The organism is Bradyrhizobium monzae, from assembly GCF_021458635.1.
Taxonomy (GTDB): domain Bacteria; phylum Pseudomonadota; class Alphaproteobacteria; order Rhizobiales; family Xanthobacteraceae; genus Bradyrhizobium.
Genome location: NZ_JAIRDQ010000004.1, coordinates 114653 through 139097, shown reverse-complemented (window position 1 = coordinate 139097; position 24445 = coordinate 114653). Strand labels below are relative to the sequence as shown.

23 protein-coding genes are annotated in these 24445 nt (G+C 65.0%); 13 read left to right on the top strand and 10 right to left on the bottom strand.

All coding sequences use genetic code 11. The annotated features are described in order from the left end of the window. Nucleotides 1-86: 86 nt before the first annotated feature. The 3 genes from K3F49_RS17065 (at nucleotide 87) to K3F49_RS17055 (ending at nucleotide 3079) form a co-directional block, all read left to right on the top strand. Nucleotides 87-1019: a sugar-binding protein gene (locus K3F49_RS17065; protein WP_234682117.1), complete on the top strand. Its 933-nt coding sequence runs from the start codon at nucleotides 87-89 to the stop codon at nucleotides 1017-1019. 227 nt (nucleotides 1020-1246) lie between these two features. Next, nucleotides 1247-2227 carry an aldo/keto reductase gene (locus K3F49_RS17060; protein ID WP_234682116.1) on the top strand — a complete coding sequence of 327 codons (981 nt, stop codon included), beginning with the start codon at nucleotides 1247-1249 and terminating at the stop codon, nucleotides 2225-2227. 3 nt (nucleotides 2228-2230) lie between these two features. Next, nucleotides 2231-3079, top strand: a complete 849-nt coding sequence (locus K3F49_RS17055) for an amidohydrolase family protein (protein WP_234682115.1) — start codon at nucleotides 2231-2233, stop codon at nucleotides 3077-3079. Nucleotides 3080-3166: 87 nt separating this feature from the next. On the opposite strand, the gene K3F49_RS17050 is transcribed toward K3F49_RS17055, so the two are convergent. From K3F49_RS17050 to K3F49_RS17035, 4 genes are all read right to left on the bottom strand, one after another. Then, nucleotides 3167-3532, bottom strand: a complete 366-nt coding sequence (locus K3F49_RS17050) for a nuclear transport factor 2 family protein (RefSeq protein ID WP_234682114.1) — start codon at nucleotides 3530-3532, stop codon at nucleotides 3167-3169. A 152-nt stretch (nucleotides 3533-3684) separates the two neighbouring features. Then, on the bottom strand, nucleotides 3685-4035 hold the full coding sequence (locus tag K3F49_RS17045) for a RidA family protein (protein ID WP_148774597.1): 351 nt from the start codon (nucleotides 4033-4035) through the stop codon (nucleotides 3685-3687). Nucleotides 4036-4153: 118 nt separating this feature from the next. Next, nucleotides 4154-5071 (bottom strand): alpha/beta hydrolase family esterase, encoded by a 918-nt coding sequence (locus tag K3F49_RS17040; protein ID WP_234682113.1) that lies wholly within the window; start codon nucleotides 5069-5071, stop codon nucleotides 4154-4156. Between the two features lie 3 nt (nucleotides 5072-5074). After that, a complete protein-coding gene (locus K3F49_RS17035) occupies nucleotides 5075-6745 on the bottom strand; it encodes an FAD-binding dehydrogenase (protein ID WP_234682112.1) in 1671 nt (556 codons plus the stop codon). Nucleotides 6746-6995: 250 nt separating this feature from the next. On the opposite strand from K3F49_RS17035, the gene K3F49_RS17030 reads away from it, so the two are divergent. From K3F49_RS17030 to K3F49_RS17010, 5 genes are all read left to right on the top strand, one after another. Then, the gene (locus K3F49_RS17030; protein ID WP_234682111.1) at nucleotides 6996-7517 is read left to right on the top strand and encodes a hypothetical protein; all 522 of its coding nucleotides are present in this window, start codon (nucleotides 6996-6998) and stop codon (nucleotides 7515-7517) included. 112 nt (nucleotides 7518-7629) lie between these two features. Then, nucleotides 7630-7824 (top strand): hypothetical protein, encoded by a 195-nt coding sequence (locus tag K3F49_RS17025; RefSeq protein WP_234682110.1) that lies wholly within the window; start codon nucleotides 7630-7632, stop codon nucleotides 7822-7824. A gap of 24 nt (nucleotides 7825-7848) precedes the next feature. Beyond that, the gene (locus tag K3F49_RS17020) at nucleotides 7849-8439 is read left to right on the top strand and encodes an SCO family protein (RefSeq protein ID WP_234682109.1); all 591 of its coding nucleotides are present in this window, start codon (nucleotides 7849-7851) and stop codon (nucleotides 8437-8439) included. 179 nt (nucleotides 8440-8618) lie between these two features. After that, a complete protein-coding gene (locus K3F49_RS17015) occupies nucleotides 8619-9554 on the top strand; it encodes a transporter substrate-binding domain-containing protein (RefSeq protein ID WP_234682108.1) in 936 nt (311 codons plus the stop codon). Nucleotides 9555-9731: 177 nt separating this feature from the next. Next, nucleotides 9732-11375, top strand: a complete 1644-nt coding sequence (locus K3F49_RS17010) for a lysine--tRNA ligase (protein ID WP_234682107.1) — start codon at nucleotides 9732-9734, stop codon at nucleotides 11373-11375. Between the two features lie 80 nt (nucleotides 11376-11455). Here the strand turns inward: K3F49_RS17010 and K3F49_RS17005 are convergent, their stop codons facing one another. After that, the gene (locus K3F49_RS17005) at nucleotides 11456-12109 is read right to left on the bottom strand and encodes a S24 family peptidase (RefSeq protein ID WP_234682106.1); all 654 of its coding nucleotides are present in this window, start codon (nucleotides 12107-12109) and stop codon (nucleotides 11456-11458) included. Between the two features lie 190 nt (nucleotides 12110-12299). Between K3F49_RS17005 and K3F49_RS17000 the strand changes: the two genes are divergently transcribed. Both K3F49_RS17000 and K3F49_RS16995 read left to right on the top strand, forming a co-directional pair. Continuing rightward, the gene (locus tag K3F49_RS17000) at nucleotides 12300-12644 is read left to right on the top strand and encodes a DUF952 domain-containing protein (protein WP_234682105.1); all 345 of its coding nucleotides are present in this window, start codon (nucleotides 12300-12302) and stop codon (nucleotides 12642-12644) included. Next, nucleotides 12641-13738: a quinone-dependent dihydroorotate dehydrogenase gene (locus tag K3F49_RS16995; protein ID WP_234682104.1), complete on the top strand. Its 1098-nt coding sequence runs from the start codon at nucleotides 12641-12643 to the stop codon at nucleotides 13736-13738. The genes K3F49_RS17000 and K3F49_RS16995 overlap by 4 nt, the downstream gene beginning before the upstream one ends. A 69-nt stretch (nucleotides 13739-13807) precedes the next feature. Here the strand turns inward: K3F49_RS16995 and K3F49_RS16990 are convergent, their stop codons facing one another. The 5 genes from K3F49_RS16990 to K3F49_RS16970 form a co-directional block, all read right to left on the bottom strand. Continuing rightward, nucleotides 13808-15133: an MATE family efflux transporter gene (locus K3F49_RS16990; RefSeq protein WP_234682103.1), complete on the bottom strand. Its 1326-nt coding sequence runs from the start codon at nucleotides 15131-15133 to the stop codon at nucleotides 13808-13810. A 1-nt stretch (nucleotide 15134) separates the two neighbouring features. Then, nucleotides 15135-15869: an MBL fold metallo-hydrolase gene (locus K3F49_RS16985; RefSeq protein ID WP_234682102.1), complete on the bottom strand. Its 735-nt coding sequence runs from the start codon at nucleotides 15867-15869 to the stop codon at nucleotides 15135-15137. Nucleotides 15870-15890: 21 nt separating this feature from the next. Next, on the bottom strand, nucleotides 15891-16193 hold the full coding sequence (locus K3F49_RS16980) for a DUF6460 domain-containing protein (protein ID WP_027533087.1): 303 nt from the start codon (nucleotides 16191-16193) through the stop codon (nucleotides 15891-15893). Between the two features lie 303 nt (nucleotides 16194-16496). Then, complete coding sequence (locus K3F49_RS16975; RefSeq protein ID WP_234682101.1) at nucleotides 16497-18428, bottom strand: cisplatin damage response ATP-dependent DNA ligase; 1932 nt, start codon at nucleotides 18426-18428, stop codon at nucleotides 16497-16499. Continuing rightward, on the bottom strand, nucleotides 18425-19462 hold the full coding sequence (locus K3F49_RS16970; protein WP_234682100.1) for a ligase-associated DNA damage response exonuclease: 1038 nt from the start codon (nucleotides 19460-19462) through the stop codon (nucleotides 18425-18427). The genes K3F49_RS16975 and K3F49_RS16970 overlap by 4 nt, the downstream gene beginning before the upstream one ends. A gap of 64 nt (nucleotides 19463-19526) precedes the next feature. Between K3F49_RS16970 and K3F49_RS16965 the strand changes: the two genes are divergently transcribed. From K3F49_RS16965 to K3F49_RS16955, 3 genes are all read left to right on the top strand, one after another. Then, nucleotides 19527-20453 carry a class I SAM-dependent DNA methyltransferase gene (locus tag K3F49_RS16965; RefSeq protein WP_234682099.1) on the top strand — a complete coding sequence of 309 codons (927 nt, stop codon included), beginning with the start codon at nucleotides 19527-19529 and terminating at the stop codon, nucleotides 20451-20453. 116 nt (nucleotides 20454-20569) lie between these two features. Then, on the top strand, nucleotides 20570-21799 hold the full coding sequence (locus tag K3F49_RS16960; protein ID WP_234682098.1) for an ABC transporter substrate-binding protein: 1230 nt from the start codon (nucleotides 20570-20572) through the stop codon (nucleotides 21797-21799). 43 nt (nucleotides 21800-21842) lie between these two features. Further along, nucleotides 21843-24407, top strand: coding sequence for a ligase-associated DNA damage response DEXH box helicase (locus K3F49_RS16955; RefSeq protein ID WP_234682097.1), 2565 nt, complete (start codon nucleotides 21843-21845; stop codon nucleotides 24405-24407). The last annotated feature ends 38 nt before the right edge of the window (nucleotides 24408-24445 follow it).

The window sequence follows — 24445 nt, the reverse complement described above, 5'->3', positions numbered from 1 at the left end:
CCCCGGAAGGACAACGAAAGATCGTCTATCCGCCTGCCGGGGCATCACATCACAAATGGATAGGCAACAAAGTGTGGAGGGAAGAAATGAAGAAGCTTCTGTTGGCCGGCGTGACCATCGCAATGATGGCAACCCCGGCATTTGCCCAGACCTACAAGTTCGCCGTCGTGCCCAAGGCGATGAACAATCCGTTCTTCGACGTGGCGCGTGACGGTTGCATGAAGCGAGCCAAGGAACTCGGCAATGTCGAGTGCATCTACAAGGGGCCGATCGAGCACGAACCGGCCACGCAGGCGCAGATCATCCAGGACTTCATCACCCAGAAGGTGGATGGCTTGGCAATCTCGGTTGCCGACGTCGCGGCGATGACCAAGTCGATCGACGCGGCGGCTGCAGCCGGCATCCCCGTCATCACGTTTGACGCGGATGCGCCGGGTTCCAAGCGGCTTGCCTATATCGGCACCAACAACAAGGACTTCGGCCTTGCGCTCGGCAAGCAGTTGCTCCAGCTCCGGCCGGACGGCGGCAAATATGCCATGGTTTCCGGTGGCCCGGGTGCGAAGAACCTTGCCGAACGTGTCGATGGTGTCCGCGAAGCGCTCAAGGGCTCGAAATGGGTCGAGGTCCAGGGCTCGCCGACCTTCTGCAATGACGATTCCGCGCTCGCGGTGCAGCAGATGACGGATCTGCGCACCGCGACGCCGGATCTTGCCGCTATCGTGCCGGTCGGCGGCTGGCCGATGTTTGCTCCCGAAGGCTTCAAGGCTTTCGTCAACAAGAACAAGAAGGACATCGACTCCGGCAAGCTGACTCTCGTTGTCGCCGACACGCTCAAGATGCAGCTTGAGCTGCTGCGCGACGGTTACTCCAACGCGCTCACCGGCCAGCGCCCGTTCGAAATGGGCGAGAAGGCGATGGACACGCTGCTCGCCATCAAGAAGGGCGGGAAGGTGCCGGAGATCGTCTATACCGGCCTCGATCTCGTGACGAAGGACAACGTCGCTCAACTGTTGAAGTAGGAACGTTACCAGCCCAACGTTCCTGCGCTACACTCCCTCTCCCGCTTGCCGGGGAGGGAGTGCTGTTTTCGCGGATTGTGCTTGTTCAGCGTGCCCCGGTTGCAAACTCGTCATGCCCGGGCTTGTCCCGGGCATCCACGTTCTTCGAGCCGCGGCAAAGGTCGTGGATGGCCGGGACAAGCCCGGCCATGACGACGTGGAAGAGTCTATACCCGAAAGGAATTGCAATGAAGCGCGCGCGGCTAGGTAACGATCTCGACGTCACTGCAATCGGCCTCGGCTCGGCGCCACTCGGCGGCCTGTTTTCGGCGGTCAGCGATGCCGATGCGGAAGCGACGCTCGCGGCCGGCTGGTCGGCCGGCATCCGCTTCTTCGACACCGCGCCGCTCTATGGTTTTGGCCTTGCGGAACAACGACTGGGTGCTTTCTTGCGGCAACAGCCGCGCGAGTCCTATGCGATCTCGACCAAGGTCGGTCGCCTGCTGCGCGCGCCTGGTGACGCAACGATCGAGGATGATCATTACAAGGACGCGCCTGCATTGCGGCCGCAATTCGATTTCAGCTATGACGGTGTGATGCGCTCGGTCGAAGAGAGCCTCGTCCGTCTCGGGCTCGATCGCGTCGATGTTCTGCTCGTACATGATCCTGACGATCACTATGAAGATGCCGTCAGCGGCGCCTTCCGCGCGCTGGTGCGTCTGCGCGATGACGGCACCGTGAAGGCGATCGGTTCCGGCATGAACCAGTCCGAGATGCTCACGCGTTTCGCCGAAGCCGTGCCGGTCGACTGCTTCCTGCTCGCCGGCCGCTACACGCTGCTCGACCAGGGCGCGCTGGACGCGCTGTTTCCGGTTTGCGTCGCGAAGAACATCCGCATCTTGCTCGGTGGCATCTACAACAGCGGTATCCTCGCCAATCCGCATGCGGGCGCGAAGTTCAACTATGAGGACGCTGATGCGGCGCTTGTTGCGCGTGCGCTCGCGCTCGACGCGCTCTGCCGCAAACACGGCACCGAGCTGAAGGCCGCAGCGCTCCAGTTCTGCATGGCCCATCCGGCCGTGACAGTCGCCGTGATGGGCGCCCGCAATGCCGCGGAGGTCGCCGACAACATCGCGATGTCGGAACGCGCGGTGCCGCAAGCCTTCTGGCAGGAGCTGCGCGCGAAAAACCTCGTTGACGCGCGGGCGCCGCTGCCGGGCGGGGCGTGAGACATGGCCATCGACGCTCATCAGCATTTCTGGGATCCCGCGCGCGCCGACTATCCCTGGATGGAGGCATCTGAGCTCGAACCGATCCGCCGCGCCTTCGGCCCCGCCGATCTCGCGCCGCTCTTGAGAGCGAACGGCATCGACGCAAGCATCGTGGTGCAATGCCGCTCGTCGCTGGAGGAGACCGAGGAATTCTTGCGCGTCGCGCATGCCACGCCCTCCGTCATCGGTGTGGTCGGCTGGGCCGATCTGACCGATGCCGCGCTCGGCGACACGCTTGATCGCCTGCGCGGCTTGCCGGGTGGCGCAAGGCTGGTCGGCATCCGCCACCAGGTCCACGACGAGGCCGATCCCGACTGGCTGTTGCGCGCGGATGTCCAGCGCGGACTGGCAGCCGTGTTCGCCCGCGACCTCGCCTATGACTTCCTCGTCCGCACCCGCGAGCTCCCCGCCGCGATAGCGACCGCAAAAGCCTTTCCGCAGGCTCGCTTCGTGCTCGACCACGCCGCAAAGCCGCCGATCGCCGATGGCGGCAGCGCCGAATGGTCCGACCGCATCGCATCACTTGCCGCCTGCGACAACGTCTGGTGCAAGGTCTCGGGTCTCGCGACGGAAGCGAAATGGACCGATTGGGACGCCGAGCGGCTGTTTCCGTTCGTTGCGCATGTTGCGAAGTGCTTCGGCGAGGACCGCCTGATCTTCGGCTCGGACTGGCCGGTGTGCCTGCTGGCGGGCAGCTACGGCGAGATCAAGAACGCGCTCGAAGCGTGCCTGGCGAAGCTTGGAGCGAGCACGCGCGAGAAAGTGTTTGGGGTGAATGCGAAGCGGGCGTATCGGTTGGCAGTGGGATGATGTGATGGGCGCACATTCGCGCCCAACCACAGATGTCGTCCCGGCGAACGCCGGAACGACGGCTGCGATTGAGGAGGCGGTACGCCCTTACGCGCCCGCGGGCACCTGATCCAGAAATCCGGTGATGCTCTTGATCCGCCCGTCCTTCAGCACGGCGAAATCAGTCCCCTTGATCGGGCTGTCGACACCTTCAGGTCCAAGGCCCCAGCTGAAGCGGACATGGTCGCCATAACCGTTGGGCTCGCCGATCAACGTGAACTTGAAGTCCGGAAAGCGCTGCTGCACGCCGGCGATCAGGGCATCGATGCCATCCCGGCCGTCCCCCTTCATCAGCGGATCGACATAGCTCGCGTCCGCCGTCCAGTTCTCGCTGAGCAGTTCGCGGCGGCGATTTTGTGCGCGCTCGTTCCAGAGATCGATGTAGCGGCGGGCGATGGTGACGTGGTCGGTCATGAGACTCTCCTTCGATGGCGCCGTGTGGCTCGGCTGACCTGACTATCGAAGGTTCGCGCGCGAGGATCGATTACCTCGGAGATCATGCGTCCGAAAAAAAGGAGCGCGATGATGGTCTCATCGCGCTCCTGCCGCATGTGGGTCGGTGCGATTTACTTCGCCGCGGTCACCATGATCTCGACGGTGTATTGCGGCGCGGCCAGCTTGGCTTCGACGGTGGCGCGGGCCGGGGTGTTGCCGGGCGACACCCAGCCGTCCCACACGGCGTTCATTTCCTGGAACGTCTTCATGTCGGTGATGTAGATCGTGGCCGACAGCAGCTTCGACTTGTCGGTGCCCGCCTTGGCGAGATGGCCGTCGATGGTCTTCAGGATGTCCTGGGTCTGCTTGGTCACGCTTTCGCCGGCCGCATTGTTGGCGACGACGCCGGCGAGATAGACGGTGTTGCCGTGCACCACGACCTGGCTCATGCGCGGGCCAGTTTCAAAACGCTGAATGCTCATTTACGGGATCTCCTGGTGGGAATGGCCGCCTTGTCTAGCGCAGCCCCCCACGCGGTGCCACCCCGGGCACGCATGCGTTGCCGCCAATGCATGCGCCACGAGCGATGCATGCGCGCGTTCAACGAAACTGGCTGAAGAAAGCCCAAATCGTCTCGGCGCCGTCGATGTCGCCGTTCTGCGGCCCGAGCAGGCCGGTTGCGACCTTCTGGAAGCGGGCATCCGGCGCGAATCCAGGCATGCGGTGTCCGCCGTCGTTGACGCGATAGAGCAGGACGTCGTGCCCTGCAGGGCAGCGTGACGTGATCCGTGTGACTGTGGAACGATCGGCGGGCGCCTTGTCGGGCATATCCGTCACGCTGGCGTCGTCGCTCTCGCAACCATTGAGCTCGCGCCAGAATGCCACGGTCTTCTCGGTGGACCAGAATCCGTCTGCGGCAAAATAGCTCGATCCGCGGCCACCCTCGTAAGGGATCAGCGGATCGGCTGTGCCGTTCATGATCAGCATCGGCAGCGGCCGCGACGGATGGCAGGTGACGGCGGTCTCATCGGTCAGATTCATGATCACACTCGCGCCAGCCACAAACAGATCGGCGCGCGCGCAGACCAAGGTCATCACCATGGCGCCGCCGTTGGAGACGCCGGTGACGTAGACGCGTTTGGCATCGGCCGTGCCGTCGGCCACCAGCTTCTCGACCAGCTTGGTGATGAACGCGACGTCATCGGTGCCTGCGGGTGGTCCACGCAGCTCGGGTCCGGCCTTCGTCCGCGCATCGGCCCAGGCATGGTTGAGCCCGTCGGGAAACACCACGGCCAGTCCGTCGCGTTTGGCGACCTGCGGCCATGCCGTCCGCGTGATCATGTCGGCGCCGCGCTGGGTCTTGCCGTGCAGCACGATCACGAGCGGCGCCGGCTTCTTCGCCGGCAGCTGCACGGTGTAGGAGCGCTTCACGCCGTTGACGTCGATCGTGTCGGCGGATGCCGTTGATGCCGTGGCGAGCGTCGCAACAAACGCCCCGATGCGCATCAACCACCTCATGATTTATCCCACCGCTTTCGCCGCGGCGCGGCCGGCATTGCGGCCCGAGAACAGGCAGCCGCCGAGGAAAGTGCCTTCCAGCGAGCGGTAACCGTGCACGCCGCCGCCGCCGAAGCCGGCGGCTTCGCCGACTGCGTAGAGGCCGGGAATGATCTGTCCTTCCTCGCCGAACACGCGCGAGTCGAGATCGGTCTCGAAACCGCCCAGCGTCTTGCGGGTGAGGATGTTGAGCTTGACCGCGATCAGCGGCCCCTGCGCGGGATCGAGAATGCGATGCGGCGACGCCGTGCGGATCAGTCTGTCGCCGATGTAGCGCCGCGCATTGTGGATGTTCATCAACTGCGCGTCCTTGACATAAGGGTTGGCGATCTCGCGGTCGCGCGCCTCGATCTGCATCCGGATGTGGTCGAGCTTGAGGAGGTCGCTGCCGGCGAGCTTGTTCATGGCGGCGACGAGGTCTTCGATCTTGTCGCGCACGATGAAGTCGACACCATGGCTTTTGAACGCCTCGACCGGCGCCGGTGCGCCCTTGTTGGTGGCGCGGCGCAAGGTCATGCGCCAGCTCTTGCCGGTGAGATCCGGATTCTGCTCCGAGCCCGACAGCGCAAATTCCTTCTTGATGATGGCCTGCGTCAGGATGAACCAGGAATAATCATAGCCGGTCGACATGATGTATTTGAGCTGGCCGAGCGTATCGGACCCCGGGAATAGCGGCGCCGGCAGCCGCGTACCCGTGGCGTCGAACCACATCGAGGACGGGCCGGGCAGGATGCGGATGCCGTGGCGCGGCCAGATTGGATTCCAGTTCTGGATGCCCTCGACATAGTGCCACATCCGGTCGCGGTTGATCAGCCGCGCGCCTGATTTTTCGGTAATGCCGATCATGCGGCCGTCGACATGCTCGGGCACGCCCGAGATCATGAATTTGGGCGGCTCGCCGAGCCGCTCCGGCCAGTTTGCGCGCACCAGATCATGATTGCCGCCGATGCCGCCGGACGCCACGATCACGGCCTGCGCCTTCAGCGCGAACTCGCCGACGACTGTGCGCGACGAGCTCCTGCCGCGCTCGACGCTGTCGGGCGCAAGGATCGCGCCGCTGACGCCGTCCACGGTGCCGTTGGTGATCGAGAGCGCATCGACGCGATGGCGGAACCTGAAGATCAGCCGGCCGCTCTTCGCCGCTTCGCGCGCGCGGCGCTCGAACGGCTCGATGATGCCGGGCCCGGTGCCCCAGGTGACGTGAAAGCGCGGCACCGAATTGCCGTGGCCCATCGCGTCATAACCGCCGCGCTCGGCCCAGCCGACCACGGGAAAGATGCGATGCCCCATCGCGCGCAGCCAGTCGCGCTTCTCGCCGGCCGCGAACGCCACATAGGCCTCGGCCCATTTACGCGGCCAAAAATCCTCGTCGCGGTCAAAGCCGGCGGTGCCGAGCCAGTCCTGCATCGCGAGATCGAAGGAGTCCTTGATGCCGAGCCGGCGCTGTTCCGGCGAGTTCACCAGAAACAATCCGCCGAACGACCAGAACGCCTGGCCGCCGAGCGACTGCTCGCCTTCCTGGTCGACCACGATCACGCGCTTGCCGGCGTCGGCGATCTCGGTCGCCGCGACCAGCCCCGATAGTCCTCCGCCGACGACAATGACGTCAGCCTGCTCGGTCGAATGCCCGGCCATGAGTTCCCCCCCTGTAGTTGCCCGGATTGAAGCCAGCGGTTGCAACTGAGATCAAGGGCTTGTCGCGTAAGACATCATTAACTTGTTCCACTTTGGGATTGAGGCAGGCTGAGTGCAGCGCGGACGCAACACTGGATTTGAATTTGTTTTGAGCAAGCTGGTCTGCCTAGACAAAACCGCGGTTACGACCGACGCTAGCGACGCATCACCACCTGACACACAGATTCGAATTCGACTGGGGCGGGGGCCAATGAAGTTTCTGACGGGGTTGCTTGCGGCGGTTCTCTTGATCGCATGCATGGGGGCGTCTCACGCGGTGGTTCGGATCGCGGATGACCGCGGTGGCCGGATCGGAACCTACGTCGACAGATACCAGGACCTGCGTCAGTCCGGCGACACCGTCATCATCGACGGTCTCTGTGCCTCGGCCTGCACCATCGTCCTCGGCGCCATCCCGCACAACCGGATCTGCGTCACCTCGCACGCAACGCTCGGCTTCCACGCCGCCTGGGATTTCGGCAACAACGGCCGCGCCGTGACCAATGCCGAGGCGACCCAGATGCTCTATTCGATGTATCCGTCGCAGGTAAAGCGCTGGATCTCGCAGCGCGGCGGCCTCACGCCGCACATGCTGTTCCTGAGGGGCAGGCAGCTTCAGGCCATGTACAAGCCCTGCTATCTCGACGCGCAGGCCTCGGCCAACAAGCCGTCGCGCGGACCCCTCCCGCAAGCGGATCAGCTCGAATCCGCCCGGGGCCAGCTGCTGCACTGACATTCTCGGCCTGAGGGGATTCGTTCTGGCCCGCCAGCGGCGCCTTGCCCGCAGGCGGGCCAAAGCTTATCTGAGAGCTTGGGAACCGGGGCCTTCGCCCCCGATACTTGTGATGGCTCAACCACAGCACCCGGCCCATCCGATAGAGGACAATTCGCCCAATGCCGGGCGCACGCCGTCCGTGCTGCTGTGGGCCGGCGCTTGTGTCGGTGCGCTGATGGTCATCGGCGCGCTCGCGCTCTGGTTCCACTATGGCTCCCAGGTGTTCTTCGAAATGATCAGGACCGGCTTTGCCGCCTGCTTCTGATCCGCGACAGGAAGTTTTTCGCTCATGAGCTCCACTGCCCGTCCGCTGGTGATCGCGACCGCCTTCGCCTCAAGCCTCGTCGTCGGTCTGCTGGTGCTGTTCTGGGCCATGGGCGGGGTCAGCAAGGTGGCGCAGCCGGCCGCGATCGGCGGCCCGTTCCAGCTCACCGATCAGGCCGGCAAGGCCTTCACCGACAAGGACCTCAAGGGCAAGCCGACCCTGATCTTCTTCGGCTACACCCATTGCCCCGACGTCTGCCCGACCTCGCTGTTCGAGATGTCGGAAGTGCTGCGCGCGATGGGCAAGGACGCCGACAAGGTCAACGCCGTCTTCATCTCGGTCGATCCCGAACGCGACACGCCCGCGACGATGAAGGACTATCTCGCGAGCTTCGATCCGCATCTCGAGGGCCTCAGCGGCGATCCCGCCGAGACCGCCAAGGTCATTACCTCCTACCGGGTCTACGCCAAGAAGGTCCCGACCAAGGACGGCGACTACACCATGGACCACACCGCACTGATCTATCTGATGGACCGCGACGGCCGTTTCGTCTCGCCGTTCAACCTGAAGCGGACCCCGGAAGAGGCCGCGACCGAGTTGAAGCGGTATCTGTGATCCAGCCGTCATGGCCGGGCTTGTCCCGGCCATCCACGCCTCGCCGCGCGGGACGAAGAACGTGGATGCCCGGGACAAGCCCGGGCATGACGACCGCAACCCACAATCCCCGCTCGCGTTCCCGGCCGGATGGTCTATAAGGCCCTCCGATCTCAATGAAATTCGCAAAATTCCGGCCGATGGCTCCATCGCAACAGGCGAAATCGTCCCAATCTGCCCGTGGCTTGCTGACGGGGCTGGCCGTTGCCGCATGCCTGCTCGCATGCCTGTCCGTCGCCAACGCCCAAGCCCCGGCAAAGCAGCCCCCGACGGCGCCCCAGGCCACTCCCCAAACCGCGCCTCGAGCCGCCCCCCAGGCCGTGCCGGGCTTCTGGGATCCGCGGCGGCGCCCGGAGCGGCCCGACCTGTCGCGCCTGACCGTGATCCGCTTCCTGACCGAGACCGACTACCCGCCGTTCAACTATACCGGCGCCGACGGCAATCCGGCCGGCTTCAACGTCGATCTCGCCCGTTCGCTCTGCGAGGAGATCAAGGTCACCTGCACGGTGCAGATGCGCCGCTTCGAGACGCTGGTCGATGCGCTTACCTCGAACCGGGGCGATGCGATCATTGCGTCCATGGCGGTGAGCCCGCAGCTGCGCGCGCGCGTCGATTTCACCGATCCCTATTACCGCGTGCCGGCGCGTTTCGCTTCGCGCAAGGATGCGGTGATGCCGGAGATTCGTCCCGAATATCTCGAAGGCAAGAAGGTCGGCGTCATCGCGGGCTCCGCGCATGAGGCCTATCTCAAGGCGATGTTCACCGACGCCGAGCTGCACGGTTATCCCAACGACGACGCCTTGCGCGCGGCACTCCGCAAGGGCGAGGTCGATTTCATCTTCGGCGACGCCATCTCGCTGGCGTTCTGGATCAACGGCACCGATTCCGGCGATTGCTGCGCCTTCTCCGGCGGCCCCTTCGTCGAGAGCCGCTTCTTCGGCGAGGGCATCGGCATCGCCGTGCGCAAGGGCAACGACGTGCTGCGCCAGGCGCTGAACTGGGCGCTGTTCCGCGTCTGGGAAAAAGGCCGCTACACGGATTTGTGGCTGCGCTATTTCTCGGTGAGCCCGTTCTGATTTCTTGCTGCGAGCGAGCTGCCGTAGGGTGGGCAAAGGCGCGCGAGCGCCGTGCCCACGTCTTCAGGAGTGGTGGGCACGCTTCGCTTTACCCACCCTACGATTTCGCAATAGTTGCGCACCAACTTTTGCATTCTGCCCGGAAATCGCTATTTTCCGCGGCCCGGAGGCCCCTTGATGTCCGTTATCGATCCCAACATGAGCCCGAGCGATCTTCGTGCGCTCGCCGAACAATCCAACGCCTGGCCATTCGAGCAGGCGAAGGCCATTGTCGCGCGGCTGAAGAAAAGCCCGAAGGACGAGGTGCTGTTCGAGACCGGTTACGGCCCGTCGGGGCTGCCGCATATCGGCACGTTCGGCGAAGTCGCGCGCACCTCGATGGTGCGCCATGCCTTCCGCGTGCTCACCGAGGACAAGATCAAGACGCGCCTGCTCGCCTTCTCCGACGACATGGACGGCTTTCGCAAGGTGCCGGACAACGTGCCGAACAAGGACCTGCTCGCGCAATATCTGGGGCGGCCGCTCACCGCGGTGCCTGACCCGTTCTCGAACGAGCATCCGTCGTTTGGTGACGCCAACAACGCGCGCCTGCGCGCCTTCCTGGATCATTTCGGCTTTGACTACGAGTTCGCAAGCTCGACCGTCTATTACAAGTCAGGCCGTTTCGACGCGACCTTGCTCAAGATGCTGGCCGCCTACGACAAGGTGATGGACATCATCCTGCCGACGCTCGGGCCGGATCGCCGCGCCACCTATTCGCCGTTCCTGCCGATCAGCAAGACCACCGGCGTAGTGCTGCAAGTGCCGATGATCCGCCGCGACGTCGCCGCGGGCACCGTGACCTATGTCGATCCCGACAGCGGCGAAGAGGTCGAGACGCCCGTCACCGGCGGCAACGTCAAGTGTCAGTGGAAGGCCGACTGGGCGATGCGCTGGGTCGCGCTCGGCGTCGACTACGAGATGGCCGGCAAGGATCTGATCGACTCCGTGAAGCTTTCCGGCGCCATCGCCAGGGCGCTCGGCGGCACGCCGCCCGAAGGTTTCAATTACGAGCTCTTCCTCGACGAGAAGGGCCAGAAGATCTCGAAGTCGAAGGGCAACGGCCTTACCATCGACGAATGGCTGCGTTATGCCTCGCCGGAATCGCTGTCGCTGTTCATGTATCGCGAGCCGAAGGCGGCCAAGCGGCTGTTCTTCGACGTCATCCCGCGCCAAGTTGACGACTACCAGCAATTCTCGGACGGCTTTGCCAGGCAGGATGACAAGCAGCAGCTCGGCAATCCGGTCTGGCACATCCATTATGGCCATCCGCCGAAGGCCGACATGCCCGTGACGTTCCAGCTGCTCCTCACGCTGGTGTCGTCGTCGAATGCGGAAAACGCCGAGACGCTGTGGGGCTTTATTGGCCGCTATCGTCCCGGCGTGAGCCCGCAGACGCATCCGAAGCTGGATGCGATGGTCGGCTACGCCATCAACTATTACCGCGATTTCGTCGCGCCGACGAAGCAGTTCCGCCAACCGACGGACACCGAGCGCGCTGCGCTGCAGGATCTGCGCGAAGCGCTGTCGCAGCTGCCGCAGGAGGCGTCAGCCGAAGACATCCAGAACATCGTCTATGAGATCGGCCGCCGCGAGCCATTCCTCGACCAGGTCAAGAAGGGCAAGGACGGCCGCCCCGGCGTCACGCTCGACTGGTTCAACATGCTCTACCAGGTCCTGCTCGGCCAGGAGAAGGGCCCGCGCTTCGGCTCGTTCGTGGCGGTGTATGGCGTGCAGAACGCGGTCAACATGATCGACGGCGCGCTGGCAAGGAGTGCGTGAGGCGGCGGTGTTGCGCCACCTCAGCCGTCGTCCAGGCGAAACGCCGGGACGACACTGAATGCTGGGCCGCAGATCTGTCCTCACTGGCTCGCCCAAACGATCCTTGCGATCCACGCGACATCACCCACCGCCATCGTCCGCTCTGCTTCCGCCGCTTCGAGCGGCTGCAATTCCAGCGCCTTCGCCGTGCGACGCTTGAGCATCGCGAGCGTCACCTCGCCCGCTTTCGCCTTCACCACCACGCGATCGCCCTTGCGGATCGGGGCGCCAGGCGAGACCAGGATGACGTCACCGTCGCGATAGGCGGGTGCCAGCGCGTCGCCGGAAATCGCCAGTGCAAAGGCGTGGTTGTCCTCGGCGGCCGGCAGCGCGATCTCGCTCCAGCTCTTGCCGGATGGAAAGCCGGATTCGTCGAACGCGCCGCTCACACCGGCCTGCGCAAAGCCGAGCAGCGGCACGGCGCGGCCGTCGCCGGTATCGTCGCCGATCAGCCTGGCGAAAATGTCGATCGAGGACTCCGCGGCCGCCAGTGCCTTCGCGATCGATTCGGTCGAGGGCCAGCGTTCGCGCCCGTCGGATGTGACTCGTTTGGACTTGTTGAAGGTGGTGGGGTCGAGCCCGGCCCGTTTGGCAAGGCCGGACGACGACAGCCCGGCGCGCGCGGCCAATCGGTCCAGCGCGGCCCAGATCTGGTCGTGGGTCAGCATCCTCTGCGCTTTGGCCTGTTTGACCATGGAAGGTCCAGCCCGTCGCAACTCAGGAAAACTATCCTCAAATCAACCGGTTTTCCGTTTTTCGCGCAAGGGGCCACCGCTAAGTCTTGAGTTCGGAGGGGGCCGCCTTTACGGTCGCGCCGGGTTTTAAGACCCATACAAGACGAAAAAACCCAAAAGACTCAACGAGCAAACAGGGCTCCGGTAAGCGGTGGTCAAGATCTACAAAATCTGTCCGGCCTCGGCCTGGCGCGAGGCGGAACGGCAGGGCGTGTACAGCGGCAGCGCGGACGATGCGCGCGACGGATTCATCCATTTCTCGACCGCCGCCCAGGTTCCGGAGACCTTGCGCAAACATTATTTCGGCCAGCGCGCGCTGTTCCTGGTCGAAGTCGACGGCGACGCGCTCGGAGCCGAACTGCGCTGGGAGCGCTCGCGCAATGAGGAGCTGTTTCCGCATCTTTATGGCGAGCTCGATCTCGGCGCGGTGCTCTCGGTGATGAACCTCAATATTCGCTCCGATGGCGGCCACGACACCCCGGAGCTTGCCCCGTGATCCGCGCGTTCGATGCTTTCTCGCTGCCGGTGCTGCGCTGGCTCGATCCGGAAGACGCGCATCGCCTTGCGATCCAGGGCCTGCGCTTCCTGCCGCCGGTGAAACCGCGCACCGATGATCCCAAGCTTGCCGTGCGCGCCTTCGGGCTCAACTTTCCCAATCCGATCGGCATGGCCGCGGGCTTCGACAAGAGTGCTGAAGTGCCCGACGCATTGCTGCGGCTCGGCTTCGGCTTTATCGAGATCGGCTCGGTGACGCCGAAGCCGCAAGCCGGAAATCCGCGGCCGCGGCTGTTTCGACTGGAGCGCGATGAGGCCGTCATCAACCGCATGGGTTTCAACAATGACGGTGCCGAGGTCGCGCTGCGCCGGCTCGCCGCGCGCGCGGCGAATGGCGGCATTGTCGGCGTCAATGTCGGCGCCAACAAGGATTCGCCCGACCGCGTCGCTGACTACGTCAAGCTGATCGAGACCTTTGCGCCGGTCGCGAGCTATTTCACCGTCAACGTGTCATCGCCCAACACGCCGGGCCTGCGCAACCTGCAGGAAGGCGCGCTGCTCGACGAATTGCTCGGACGCGTGATCGACGCGCGCGAGCGGGTGCGGCAGAAGGCCGGAGATACGCCGGTGCTGCTGAAGATCGCGCCTGATCTGAGCCTCGCCCAGCTCGATGACGTCGTGCAGGTCGCGCGCTCGCGCAAGGTCGACGGCATGATCGTGTCGAACACGACGATCGCGCGGCCGAGCACGTTGCGCGAGGAAATGCGGTCGAAGGAGCAGGGCGGCCTGTCCGGCCGGCCGCTGTTCCGTCTGTCGACGCGCATGGTCGCGGAGACCTATGTCCGCGTCGAGGGCGCCTTCCCGCTGATCGGTGTCGGCGGCGTGGACTCCGGCGGGGCCGCGCTGACCAAGATCCGTGCCGGTGCCAGCCTGATCCAGCTCTATTCGTCGCTGGTCTACAAGGGCCTCGGCCTCGTCGACGAGATCAAGCGCGATCTGACCTCGACGCTGCTGCGCACGGGGCGTGATTCGCTTTCCGAGATCGTCGGCGCCGATGCGGCGACGCTGACGGCGGAAGATTGGCCGGGGATATAAGGCAGTCTCGTGCCCCGGACGCAGCGCAGCGCTTCTTCAGCGCTACGCTGCAGAGCCGGGACACGAGAGCTACGATTTCGGAAACGTCGTCCGGTACAGCGCCGGATATCTTGCGCCCTGCAATCCGCCACGCGCGATGTAGAATGCGATCAGCGCGCACCACAATCCGGTATTGCCGAAGGATTGCAGCGCCCACCACACGCCCATGAAAATCGCGAGTGAGGCCAGCATCAGATTGCGCATCTCGCGCGCCCAGGTCGCGCCGACAAAGATGCCGTCGAAGCCAAAGGCGAACACGCCGGGGATCGGCGCCAGCACGATGAAGGGCAGGAACTCGCGCGCAGCGCGGCGGACGTCCTCGCTCGCCGTCATGAAATTGATCAGGTTGGGCCCGAACAGCGCAAACAAAACCGCGACGACCAGCGCGAAGCCAAGGCCCCACAGCAGCACCAGCCGGGTCGAATCGGCAAATCCCCTGGCATCGCGGCCGCCAAAGGTGCGGCCGCAGAGCTGCTGGGCGGCGTTGGCGAGGCCATCGAGGAAGAAGGCGCTGACCAGCAGGAAATTGTTGAGGACGGAGTTTGCGGCGAGCGTGACGTCGCCGGCGCGCGCCCCCTTGGCGGTGAAGAACAGGAATACGGTGATCAGCGCCGCGGTGCGGATCATGATGTCGGAGTTGACAGCCAGCAGCCGCATCAGCTTTTCGCGATCGAGCAGCGTTGCGCGGGGAACGGCAAAGCCGCCATGTGCATAGCGCCGGCAAACGATGACGCCGAGCACGAAACCGATGCCCTCCGACAGCAGCGCGGCGATCGCCGCGCCCGCGATGCCGGTGTCGTAGACCAGCACCAGCAGAATCGTCGCCGCCATGTTGATGAGATTGATGACGACCTGGAGCGCGAGCGCCGGATTGGCGCGGGCCTGTCCGACCAGCCAGCCGAGAATGACGTAGTTGGCGAACGCGAACGGCGACGACCAGATCCGGATCATGAAGTAGGTCTTTGCGGCGTGCGTCACGCCCGCGCTGCCGCCCATCAGGTCGAACAGCGCGCTGGCCAGCGGCAATTGCAGCGCGATCAGCGCGGCGCCGATCAGGCCGGCGACGATGAAGCCGCGCACCAGGATCACGGTCTGCTCGCGCGTCTGGCCGGCGCCGAGCGCCTGCGCGGTGAAGGCGAGCGTGCTCATGCGCAGGAAGCCGAACAGCCAGAACAGGCAGTCGAAGATGACGGAGGCCATCGCGACGCCGCCGAGCAGCGCGGCATCGTCGAGCCGGCCGATCGCGGTGGTCGAGACCACGCCGATCAGCGGCGTCGTCAGGTTCGCGACCATCGCGGGACCCGCGATGGCGAAGACCTGGCGGGAGCCGACGTTGGGATGAACGGGGGCGTGCATGTCAGAACACCAGCACCATGCCGTCTTCGGCCGCGAGATGTTCGATGTCATCGAGACGCGAGAGCACGTCGTCGCTCATATGAGTGAGCACGAGGCGTTTTGCGCCGATGGCTGGGAGGTGCTGTTCCAAGGTCTTCAGGCTGAGATGGTTCTTGACCACCCTGTCGTACATATAGGCCTCGGCAATGAAAAGGTCCGCGCCATGCGCCAGCGGAATGAGCGTCTCCGTCCATTCGGTGTCGGCGCTGTAGGCGAGCGTGCGGCCTTCGGCCTCGACGCGGTAGGCGAGGAAGGGCCCGCCGGATTCGCCGTGCACGACCGGGTAGGGCGTCACAGTCACCGCACCGAAGGTCTGGGCTTGTTCGGGTGCGAGTTCGACGATGTTCAGCTCGAAGCGCTGCTTGGTCTTCGAGGAATGTTCGAACAGCGCTTCCATGACTTGCGTCAGCCGCGTCTCGATGCCTTCCGGACCCGCGATGGTGAGCGGCCGCGTCCGCCGCGAGAATTGGGCGTCGAGCAGGAGGAACGGCAGGCCGGCAAAATGATCGCCGTGGAAATGGGTGATGAGGATGAGATCGATATCGTTGCGATCGATCCCGAGCCGTTTCAGCGCCGGCAGGGCCGACGCGCCGCAATCGATCAGGAAGTTGGCTTCCCGCCCCGAGACATGGAAACAGGTGTTGAGCCTGCCGCCCGAGCCGAAGGCGTCGCCGCAGCCGACAAAGCGCAATTGCATCGGCTGCGGGCCTCCAATTCCTTACCTGCGCGGTGAGCCGAACACGCGCGACAGCAGCCAGATCGGGATCACGATGACAGCGCCGAGCAGGAAGTAGCGCCACAGCCAGTTCACGGCATCGAAGCCGAGATCCCACAGCCGCTGGAACAGCAGGCGGATGCTGATGAGAATATTCCAGGGATCGAAGCCGATCGCGGCCAGCACGACGCCGACCAGGATTGAGAGCAGCACCAGGCGAAACGCGACCGCCAGCGGCGAGCCGCCGAGAAAGCGGTGCAGACCATCACTGTGGCCGGCCGGCAAATCTCTGACGTCGTGGGCCATCTCAAACTCCTTGGGCGGATTCGCCCGGATTATAGGTCACGGCGGGGGACATGGGGAACCCTGACCCGACCGTCAATCAGCTTACCGCATTTTAATTCGGGCGGCGCCGGAGCGTCGATTTGGGAGAGCCGCTGGCCGCGGGCTCCTTAACCTCTCCCGCGTGCGGGAGAGGTCGCGCCGAAGGCGCGGGTGAGGGCTCTTTCCGCTGGGGGAGTGTCCCAATGCGGAAACACCCTCTCCCCGGCCCCTCTCCCGCAAGCGGGCGAGGGAGCGCACGGCCTTCATGGCAGCAACCGAGCGCTCTCACGCCTCGACCTCCGCCGTCTCCGCCTTCAGCATCTTTTCCAGTGTTTCCAGCCGGTCGGCCTCCCGCGGCGGCTTGTCCCAGCGCAGGCGGCTGATGCGGGGAAAGCGCATGGCGACCCCGGATTTGTGTCGCGGCGAGCGTTGCAGCCCTTCGAAGGCCACCTCCAGCACCAGCCCCTTGTCGCCCTCGTGCACGACATGGCGGACAGGGCCGAACTTTTCGGTGGTGTTGCGGCGGACGAAGCGGTCGATCTGCAACAGCTCCTCGTCGGTGAAGCCGAAATAGGCTTTTCCGACCGGCACCAGCTCGTCGCCGTTCTCGGTGCCGGTCCAGACGCCAAACGTGTAGTCGGAATAGTAGGACGAGCGCTTGCCGTGGCCGCGCTGTGCATACATCAGCACGGCGTCGATGACGTGCGGATCGCGCTTCCACTTCCACCACTGCCCCTTCGGCCGTCCCGGCAGATAAGGCGCATCGCGCCGCTTCAGCATCACGCCCTCGACGGCGTCGGCATCCTCGCCCGCGCCGGCGCTCGCAGGATCGGCGCGCGCGGCGGTGAGCGCGTCCCAGCTTGCGAAGGGGACGGTGGGCGAGAGATCGATGCGGGGATCGTCGAGTTTTGCGATGAAGGCCTGAAGCCGCTCGCGCCGCTCCGCGAACGGCAGCTCGCGCAGATCGTTCTCGTCGTCGCCGAGCAGATCGTAGGCGCGAAGGTGGCTCGGAAACTCCTTGATCAGTTTTGGCGAGACGACCTTGCGGTTGAGGCGCTGTTGCAGGACGTTGAAGCTTTGTACGCGGCCTCCGCGCAGGATCAGCAGCTCACCGTCGATCGCGCCCGGCAGCCGTAGCGACGGCACCAGATCCGGAAAGCTGCCCGTGATGTCCTCGCCTGTGCGCGAATAGAGGCGCGCGGTGATCTGTCCGTCGTCACCCCGGCCCGCCGCCGCCTGCACGCGGATGCCGTCCCATTTCCATTCGGCGACGTAGTCGGCAGGATCGAGGCTCGCGAAATCGCTGTCCTCGATCGCATGCGCCAGCATCACGGGCCGGAACGGCGCGGGATCGCGATTGACAGGCTTCTGGCTGCGGCCTTCCAGCCAGGCGAACAGGTCGAGATAGGGTGGCGCGAGACCGGGCCAGATCAGCTCGACCTCGTGCGGGTCCTTGTCGCCAAGCGCAGCGGCCGCGGTCTTGGCCAGGCGCGCGGAGATGCCGATTCGCAACGCGCCGGTGACGAGCTTCAGCAGCGCCCAGCGACCGGTCTCGTCGAGCTCGTCGAGCCAGCGCTCGAGCTGCTTTGGCAGCTCGGTCTTGCCGAGCGTGCGCAGCGTGGTGACGACTTCGGCGAGGGTCGGGGGCGGCGGGTTGTTGTGATTGCTTGAGTAAGCAGACTCATAGGCATCTCGCCCGCGGTACCCCCCTCCCTGACCCTCCCCCACATCCGCCTTCGCTCTTCGAGCTACGGCGGACACGAGGGGGGAGGGAGTACGTTCCTCATGCGAAACTGGCTCGCCCGTATTTATTGTCGTCTTGCTTGTCGATAGCTCCGAACTCTGTCCCTCCCCCCTCTTGTCCGCCGAAGCTTTAGCGAAGGCGGATGTGGGGGAGGGCGGGGGAGAAGGGTGGCTCGGAAAAGACTCGTCATTGTTGACGATTCTGCGCGGCCACATCAGCGCGACCGTCTCCGAGAGATCGCCGACGTAATCGTAACTCAACCCGAACAGCACCTCATCCGTGCGCAACGCAATCAAATCGCGGATCAGCGCCGGCTTGGCGTGCTTGAAGCTGAGCGCACCGGTGAGCGCGGCCAGCGCGTAGCCGCGGTCGGGATCGCCGACTTCGCGAAAATAGCCGGTGAGCAGCCGCAGCTTGTTGTTGCGGCCGGGCTCGTAGGCGAGGCGGTCCAGGAGTTCGGCGAAGCGGTTCATGCCTCGGCCCCGCTCTGAATCGGCGGCTCGCTTTCCTCTTCCTCGCCATAGCCGACGAGATCGAGCGGCTGCGCGCGCAGGCCACGCGACTTGCACCAATGCACCAGCGCGTCTTCCTGGCCGTGAGTGACCCAGATTTCGCCGGCGCCGGTTGCCGCGATCGTCGCGGTGAGGCCGTCCCAGTCGGCGTGATCGGAGATCACCAGCGGCAATTCGATGCCACCCTGTCGCGCGCGGGCGCGCACGCGCATCCAACCCGACGCGAAAGCGGTGACGGGGTCGGGGAAGCGCCGCGCCCAGATATCAGATGTCGCCGACGGCGGCGCGAGCGTGATGGTGCCGGCCAGCGCTGCCTTCTTCATGCCGGCCGCCGGCCGCAGCTCGCCGAGTTCGATGCCGCGGCTCTGGTAGTAGGACGTGATCTTCTCCATCGCGCCATGCAGATAGACCGGCGCGTCATAGCCGGCGAGGCGCAGCAGCGCGATCACGCGCTGCGCCTTGCCGAGCGAATAGGCGCCGACGAGATGGGCGCGCTCGGGAAACAGCGCGACCGAGGCGAGCAGCTTCTTCACCTCGTCCGCCGCATCGCCATGACGAAACACCGGCAGGCCGAACGTCGCCTCGGTGATGAAGACGTCGCAGGGCACGAGCTCGAACGGTACGCAGGTCGGGTCGGGCGCGTCCTTGTAGTCGCCGGAGGCGACGATGCAGGTGTCTTTGCAGGTGACGGCGATCTGCGCCGAGCCCAGCACATGACCGGCCGGGTGAAACTTGACCTTGACGTCGCCGAGCCGGAGCTCCTCGCCATAGCTGATGGCCTGCGTCGTGCCGGCAAAATCCTCGCCATAGCGCAGCCGCATCATGTCCAGCGTTTCCTGCGTTGCCAGCACCGCGCCATGGCCGGCGCGGGCATGGTCGGAATGGCCGTGGGTGATCACGGCGCGGTCGACCGGGCGGACAGGATCGATATGGAAGCCGCCGGGCTTGCAGCACAGGCCGTCAGCAGTTGGCAGCAGGATGTCTTGCGGGCGCATGATTGGTATATAGGTCGCTCCATTGCATCTTCGAGTCATCACCCGCTTCGCTTCCTGGTTCCCAATGCCGCTCCGCCTGTTTCTGACCTCCGGCGATCTCATGGCCGACCGCCGTTTCGAGTTCGCGCGCGACCTCCAGCTCAAGGGCGATCTGCCCGCCGCTGCCGATCTCATCGAGCAGGCGATCGAGCTCGCCCCCAATTTCACCTCGGCCTGGTTCACGCTCGGCGAAATCCGCCAGCAGCTCGGCGAGCGCGACAAGGCGATCGCGGCATTTCGTCAAGCGCGCGATTGCGATCCCGAGGATCAGCACGGCGCCGGCCTGCATCTGATCCGGCTCGGCGATGCGCAGCTCTCCGAAATGCCCAAGGCCTATGTGCAGGCGCTGTTCGACCAGTACGCCCCGCGCTTCGAGCACGCGCTGATCAACGATCTCGGTTATCGCGCGCCCGCGCTGATCTTCAAGGCGGTGCTGGCCGCGCGTGTCGCCGCGAAGAAGCCGGCCTTCTTCAAGCGCACCATCGATCTCGGCTGCGGCACCGGCCTCGCCGCTGCGGCCTTCGCAAAGCAGGTCGACCATTTCATCGGCATCGACCTGTCGCCCGGCATGATCAAGGAGGCGCGTGCCACCGAGCTTTATGCCGAGCTCGAAGTCGCCGACATGATCGAGGGCCTGCGCACCAAGGCGGACGCGAGCGCGAACCTCGTCGTCGCTGCAGATGCGTTCGTCTACCTCTCCGAGCTCGCGCCGGTGCTGACTGAGGCCAGGCGCGTGCTCGTATCAGGCGGTGTGCTCGCCTTCACGCTGGAGACGCATGACGGCGATGGCATCATGCTCGGCGAAGGCCTGCGCTATGCCCACTCGGCGGAATATGTGCGCGGCGCGATTGCGAAGGCCGGACTCACACTGCTGGCTCTAGAGCCCGCTTCTCCGCGCGTCGAGAACAACGAACCCGTGCGTGGCCTCGTCGTCGTTGCCGAGAAAACTTGAGTCTAGGCGCTAGCCACACCGCAATTCCGGCGTCATTGCGTCGCTCGGCGACGAACTTCCTACTTGCCGCGCAGTGCGAAGCCAGCACAATGCGCGCACCAGGGAGAGAAACAACAATGACCAGGAATCCATCGCGACGCGATGTCGGAGCCGCCGCGCTCGCCACCATTGCCGCATCCGTTCTGCCCGCGCCCTCAGTCTGGGCTGCCGAGAAGAAATACGATGCGGGCGCCAGCGACACCGAGATCAAGATCGGGCAGACCGTGCCGCATTCCGGTCCCGGCTCGCTCTACGGCGTGCTCGGGCGCATTGGCGAAGCCTATTTCCAGATGCTGAACGAGAAGGGCGGCATCAACGGACGCAAGATCAATTTCCTGACACTCGACGACGCCTACAGCGCGCCGAAATGCGTCGAGGCGACGCGGCGGCTGGTCGAGCAGGAGGAGGTGCTGGCGCTCTACGGTTCGCTCGGCACCGCGCCGCAGACCGCCGTGCACAAATACCTGAACGCCAAGGGCGTGCCGCAGCTCTTGCTCAACACGGGCGCGTCGAAGTGGAACAACCCGAAGGAATTCAAATGGACGATGGCGGGCCTGCCGCTCTATCCGACCGAGGCGCGCATCCTGGCCAAGCATGTCGTCGCCGTGAAACCGAATGCCAAGGTCGGCATCCTCTACCAGAACGACGATTTCGGCCGCGACTTCTTAGGGCCGTTCAAGAAGGTGCTGGCCGATGCCGGCGGCACCGCGCAGGTGATCATGGAGCAGACCTACGATCTCACCGATCCCACCGTCGATTCCCAGCTCATCAATCTCTCGAAGTCGGGCGCCGACGTTTTTTACAACATCTCCACCGGCAAGGCGTCGTCGCAGTCGATCCGCAAGGTCGCCGAGCTTGGCTGGAAGCCGTTGCAGCTTCTCTCGGCCGGCTCGACCGGCAAATCCATCCTCGGCGCCGCGGGCTTCGAAAATGCCAAGGACATCGTGGCGATCAGCTATTCGAAGGATGCAGGGCCGGGCCGTTGGGAAAAGGATCCGGGCCCCACGGCGTTCGAGGAGCTGCGCAAGAAATATCTGCCGAACGTCGCTGCCGATAATACGATCGCCTATGCCGGCTACGGCCAGGCCGTCACCATGGGCGAGATCCTTCGCCGCTGCGGCGATGAGCTGACCCGCGCCAATGTGCTGAAGCAGGCCTCGACCCTCAACGGCTTCCACTCGCCCTTCTTCCTCGACGGCGTCAGTTACAGCTACACGCCCGACGACTACACGCCGATGAAGACGCTGTTCATCCAGATCTTCAACGGCAAGGACTGGGATGTCTCGGACAGGCCGGTGGTGGAGTAGGGCCCCCTCGACGAACCCGCCGGCACGGCTTACCTGTTATGCCGTGCCGCCCCGCATCCTCAAAATCCCGGCCGAGCCGGCCGTGCTGCTGCCCGACCGCTTCCAGCAATGGTTTTCGGCGCGCGGCTGGTCGCCGCGTGGGCATCAGCTCGCGCTGCTGGAGAAGGCGCGTGAGGACGCCAGCGCGCTGTTGATCGCGCCGACCGGCGCCGGCAAGACGCTGGCGGGATTTCTGCCGACGCTGGTGGAGCTGAGTGCCGCGCCGAGCTCTGCCGCGAAAACCGTCGTCTCCACCGGCCGCACCGTGCAACGCGGCGGCGGCCTGCACACGCTCTACATTTCGCCCCTGAAAGCGCTCGCCGTCGACATCGCCCGCAATCTGGAGCGGCCGGTCGCCGAGATGGGTCTGCCGATCAAGATCGAAACCCGCACCGGCGACACGCCGGTGTCGCGGCGGCAGCGCCAGCGGCGTTATCCGCCGGACATTCTGCTGACGACGCCGGAGCAGCTCGCGCTGCTGCTCTCCTCCGACGACGCGCCGTTCCTGTTCTCCTCCCTGAAACGCATCGTGCTCGACGAGCTGCACGCGTTGGTGACCTCCAAGCGCGGCGATCTGCTGTCGCTGGGCCTGGCGCGGCTGTGGCGGCTGGCGCCGCAGATGCGCGCGATCGGCCTGTCGGCAACGGTGGCCGAGCCGGAATCCCTGGCCCGCTTCCTGGTGCCGCAACTGAAAGACAAGGGCTACTCCGCCGACGTCGTCATCGCCGGCGGCGCCGCGCCGCCGCTGGTCGAGATGCTGGATACACGCGAGCGGCTGCCCTGGGCCGGCCACAGTGCGCGCCACGCGCTTCCCGAAATCTACGAGCTGATCAAGGCGAATAAGACCACGCTCGTTTTCGTCAACACCCGCAGCCAGGCCGAGATGCTGTTCCAGAACCTCTGGAGCATGAACGACGACAACCTCGCGATTGCCCTGCATCACGGCTCGCTCGACGTCGCGCAACGCCGCAAGGTCGAGGATGCCATGTCGGCAGGCAGATTGCGCGGCGTGGTCTGCACCTCCTCGCTCGATCTCGGTGTCGACTGGGGCGACGTCGATCTCGTCGTCAATATCGGCGCGCCCAAGGGCTCCTCGCGCCTGATGCAGCGCATCGGCCGCGCCAACCATCGCCTCGACGAAGCCTCGCGCGCCGTGCTGGTGCCGGCCAACCGTTTTGAGGTGCTGGAATGCCGCGTCGCCATCGACGCCATCGCCGAGAATGCGCAGGACACGCCGCCCTTGCGCATCGGTGCGCTCGACGTGCTGGCCCAGCACGTGCTCGGCTGCGCCTGCGGCGAGCCCTTCTTGAGTGACGAACTTTACGACGAAGTCCGCACTGCCGCGCCTTACGCCGATCTGACACGGCAGGATTTCGACGACGTCGTCGACTTCGTCGCCTCCGGTGGCTACGCGCTAAAAACCTATGAGCGCTTCGCGCGCATCAAGCAGGACAAGCAGGGCCGCTGGCGCGTCGCCAACCCGAAAGTGCGGCAGAGCTACCGGATGAATGTCGGCACCATCGTCGAGGACGACATGCTGAAGGTGCGGCTGGTGCGCTCGCGCGGCGGCGGCACCGGATCGACCGGCGTGATCGCGCGCGGCGGCCGTCTGCTCGGCGAGATCGAGGAGGCCTTCATCGAGGGTCTCGCGCCCGGCGATACCTTCGTGTTCTCTGGCGAAGTCGTCCGCTACGAAACCCTGGTCGAGGACCAGGTCTATGTCTCGCGCGCGCATGACAAGGATCCCAAGGTGCCGTCCTATATGGGCGGCAAGTTTCCGCTCTCGACCTATCTTGCCGAGCGCGTGCGCCGGCTGCTCGACGACGGCCGCGCTTGGAAAGGCTTGCCGGAACAGGTGCGCGACTGGCTGTCGCAGCAAAAAGACGTCTCGCGCGTGCCTGCGGTGCGCGAGCTGCTGGTGGAAAGTTTTCCGCGCGCCAACAAGCATTACATCGTGTGCTATCCCTTCGAAGGCCGCCTCGCGCACCAGACCCTCGGCATGCTGCTGACACGACGGCTGGAGCGCGCCCGCGCCCGGCCGCTCGGCTTCGTCGCCAACGAATATGCGGTGGCGATCTGGGGGCTCGGTGACCTCTCGTTCATGATCCGCAACGGCAAGCTCGATCTCAACGCGCTGTTCGACCCTGATATGCTCGGTGACGATCTCGAGGCATGGCTCGCCGAATCCGCACTGATGAAGCGCACCTTCCGCAATTGTGCGATCATCTCCGGCCTGATCGCGCGCCGCCACACCGGCGAGGAGAAGAGCCGCCGCCAGGTGCTGTTCTCGACCGATCTGGTCTATGACGTCTTGCGCAAGCACCAGGCCGATCACGTGCTGCTGCGCGCCGCGCGCGCCGACGCCGCCACCGGCCTGCTCGACCTGCGCCGTCTCGGCGACATGCTCGCCCGCATCCAGGGCCACATCACGCACCGGGAACTCGACCACGTCTCCCCGCTCGCCGTCCCCGTGATGCTGGAAATCGGCCGCGAGTCAGTTTATGGCGAAGCTGGTGACGAGCTGCTGGCAGAAGCCGCCGACGAGCTCGTCAAAGAGGCGATGGGATAAGGGCAGGTTTTGACGTGGGGTTGGGCGCGCTGGTTTCA

What these genes read in the sequence shown, in the direction of transcription:
- K3F49_RS17045 (WP_148774597.1), bottom strand. Translation starts at nt 4,035, where the DNA reads ATGAGCATTCAGCGTTTTGAAACTGGCCCGCGCATGAGCCAGGTCGTG.
- K3F49_RS16975 (WP_234682101.1), bottom strand. Translation starts at nt 18,428, where the DNA reads ATGAACCGCTTCGCCGAACTCCTGGACCGCCTCGCCTACGAGCCCGGC.
- K3F49_RS17065 (WP_234682117.1), top strand. Translation starts at nt 87, where the DNA reads ATGAAGAAGCTTCTGTTGGCCGGCGTGACCATCGCAATGATGGCAACC.
- K3F49_RS16970 (WP_234682100.1), bottom strand. Translation starts at nt 19,462, where the DNA reads ATGCGCCCGCAAGACATCCTGCTGCCAACTGCTGACGGCCTGTGCTGC.
- K3F49_RS17010 (WP_234682107.1), top strand. Translation starts at nt 9,732, where the DNA reads ATGTCCGTTATCGATCCCAACATGAGCCCGAGCGATCTTCGTGCGCTC.
- K3F49_RS17050 (WP_234682114.1), bottom strand. Translation starts at nt 3,532, where the DNA reads ATGACCGACCACGTCACCATCGCCCGCCGCTACATCGATCTCTGGAAC.
- K3F49_RS17035 (WP_234682112.1), bottom strand. Translation starts at nt 6,745, where the DNA reads ATGGCCGGGCATTCGACCGAGCAGGCTGACGTCATTGTCGTCGGCGGA.
- K3F49_RS16980 (WP_027533087.1), bottom strand. Translation starts at nt 16,193, where the DNA reads ATGGCCCACGACGTCAGAGATTTGCCGGCCGGCCACAGTGATGGTCTG.
- K3F49_RS17025 (WP_234682110.1), top strand. Translation starts at nt 7,630, where the DNA reads ATGGCTCAACCACAGCACCCGGCCCATCCGATAGAGGACAATTCGCCC.
- K3F49_RS17005 (WP_234682106.1), bottom strand. Translation starts at nt 12,109, where the DNA reads ATGGTCAAACAGGCCAAAGCGCAGAGGATGCTGACCCACGACCAGATC.
- K3F49_RS17030 (WP_234682111.1), top strand. Translation starts at nt 6,996, where the DNA reads ATGAAGTTTCTGACGGGGTTGCTTGCGGCGGTTCTCTTGATCGCATGC.
- K3F49_RS16965 (WP_234682099.1), top strand. Translation starts at nt 19,527, where the DNA reads ATGCCGCTCCGCCTGTTTCTGACCTCCGGCGATCTCATGGCCGACCGC.
- K3F49_RS17055 (WP_234682115.1), top strand. Translation starts at nt 2,231, where the DNA reads ATGGCCATCGACGCTCATCAGCATTTCTGGGATCCCGCGCGCGCCGAC.
- K3F49_RS17020 (WP_234682109.1), top strand. Translation starts at nt 7,849, where the DNA reads ATGAGCTCCACTGCCCGTCCGCTGGTGATCGCGACCGCCTTCGCCTCA.
- K3F49_RS17040 (WP_234682113.1), bottom strand. Translation starts at nt 5,071, where the DNA reads ATGAGGTGGTTGATGCGCATCGGGGCGTTTGTTGCGACGCTCGCCACG.
- K3F49_RS16985 (WP_234682102.1), bottom strand. Translation starts at nt 15,869, where the DNA reads ATGCAATTGCGCTTTGTCGGCTGCGGCGACGCCTTCGGCTCGGGCGGC.
- K3F49_RS17060 (WP_234682116.1), top strand. Translation starts at nt 1,247, where the DNA reads ATGAAGCGCGCGCGGCTAGGTAACGATCTCGACGTCACTGCAATCGGC.
- K3F49_RS16960 (WP_234682098.1), top strand. Translation starts at nt 20,570, where the DNA reads ATGACCAGGAATCCATCGCGACGCGATGTCGGAGCCGCCGCGCTCGCC.
- K3F49_RS17015 (WP_234682108.1), top strand. Translation starts at nt 8,619, where the DNA reads ATGGCTCCATCGCAACAGGCGAAATCGTCCCAATCTGCCCGTGGCTTG.
- K3F49_RS16990 (WP_234682103.1), bottom strand. Translation starts at nt 15,133, where the DNA reads ATGCACGCCCCCGTTCATCCCAACGTCGGCTCCCGCCAGGTCTTCGCC.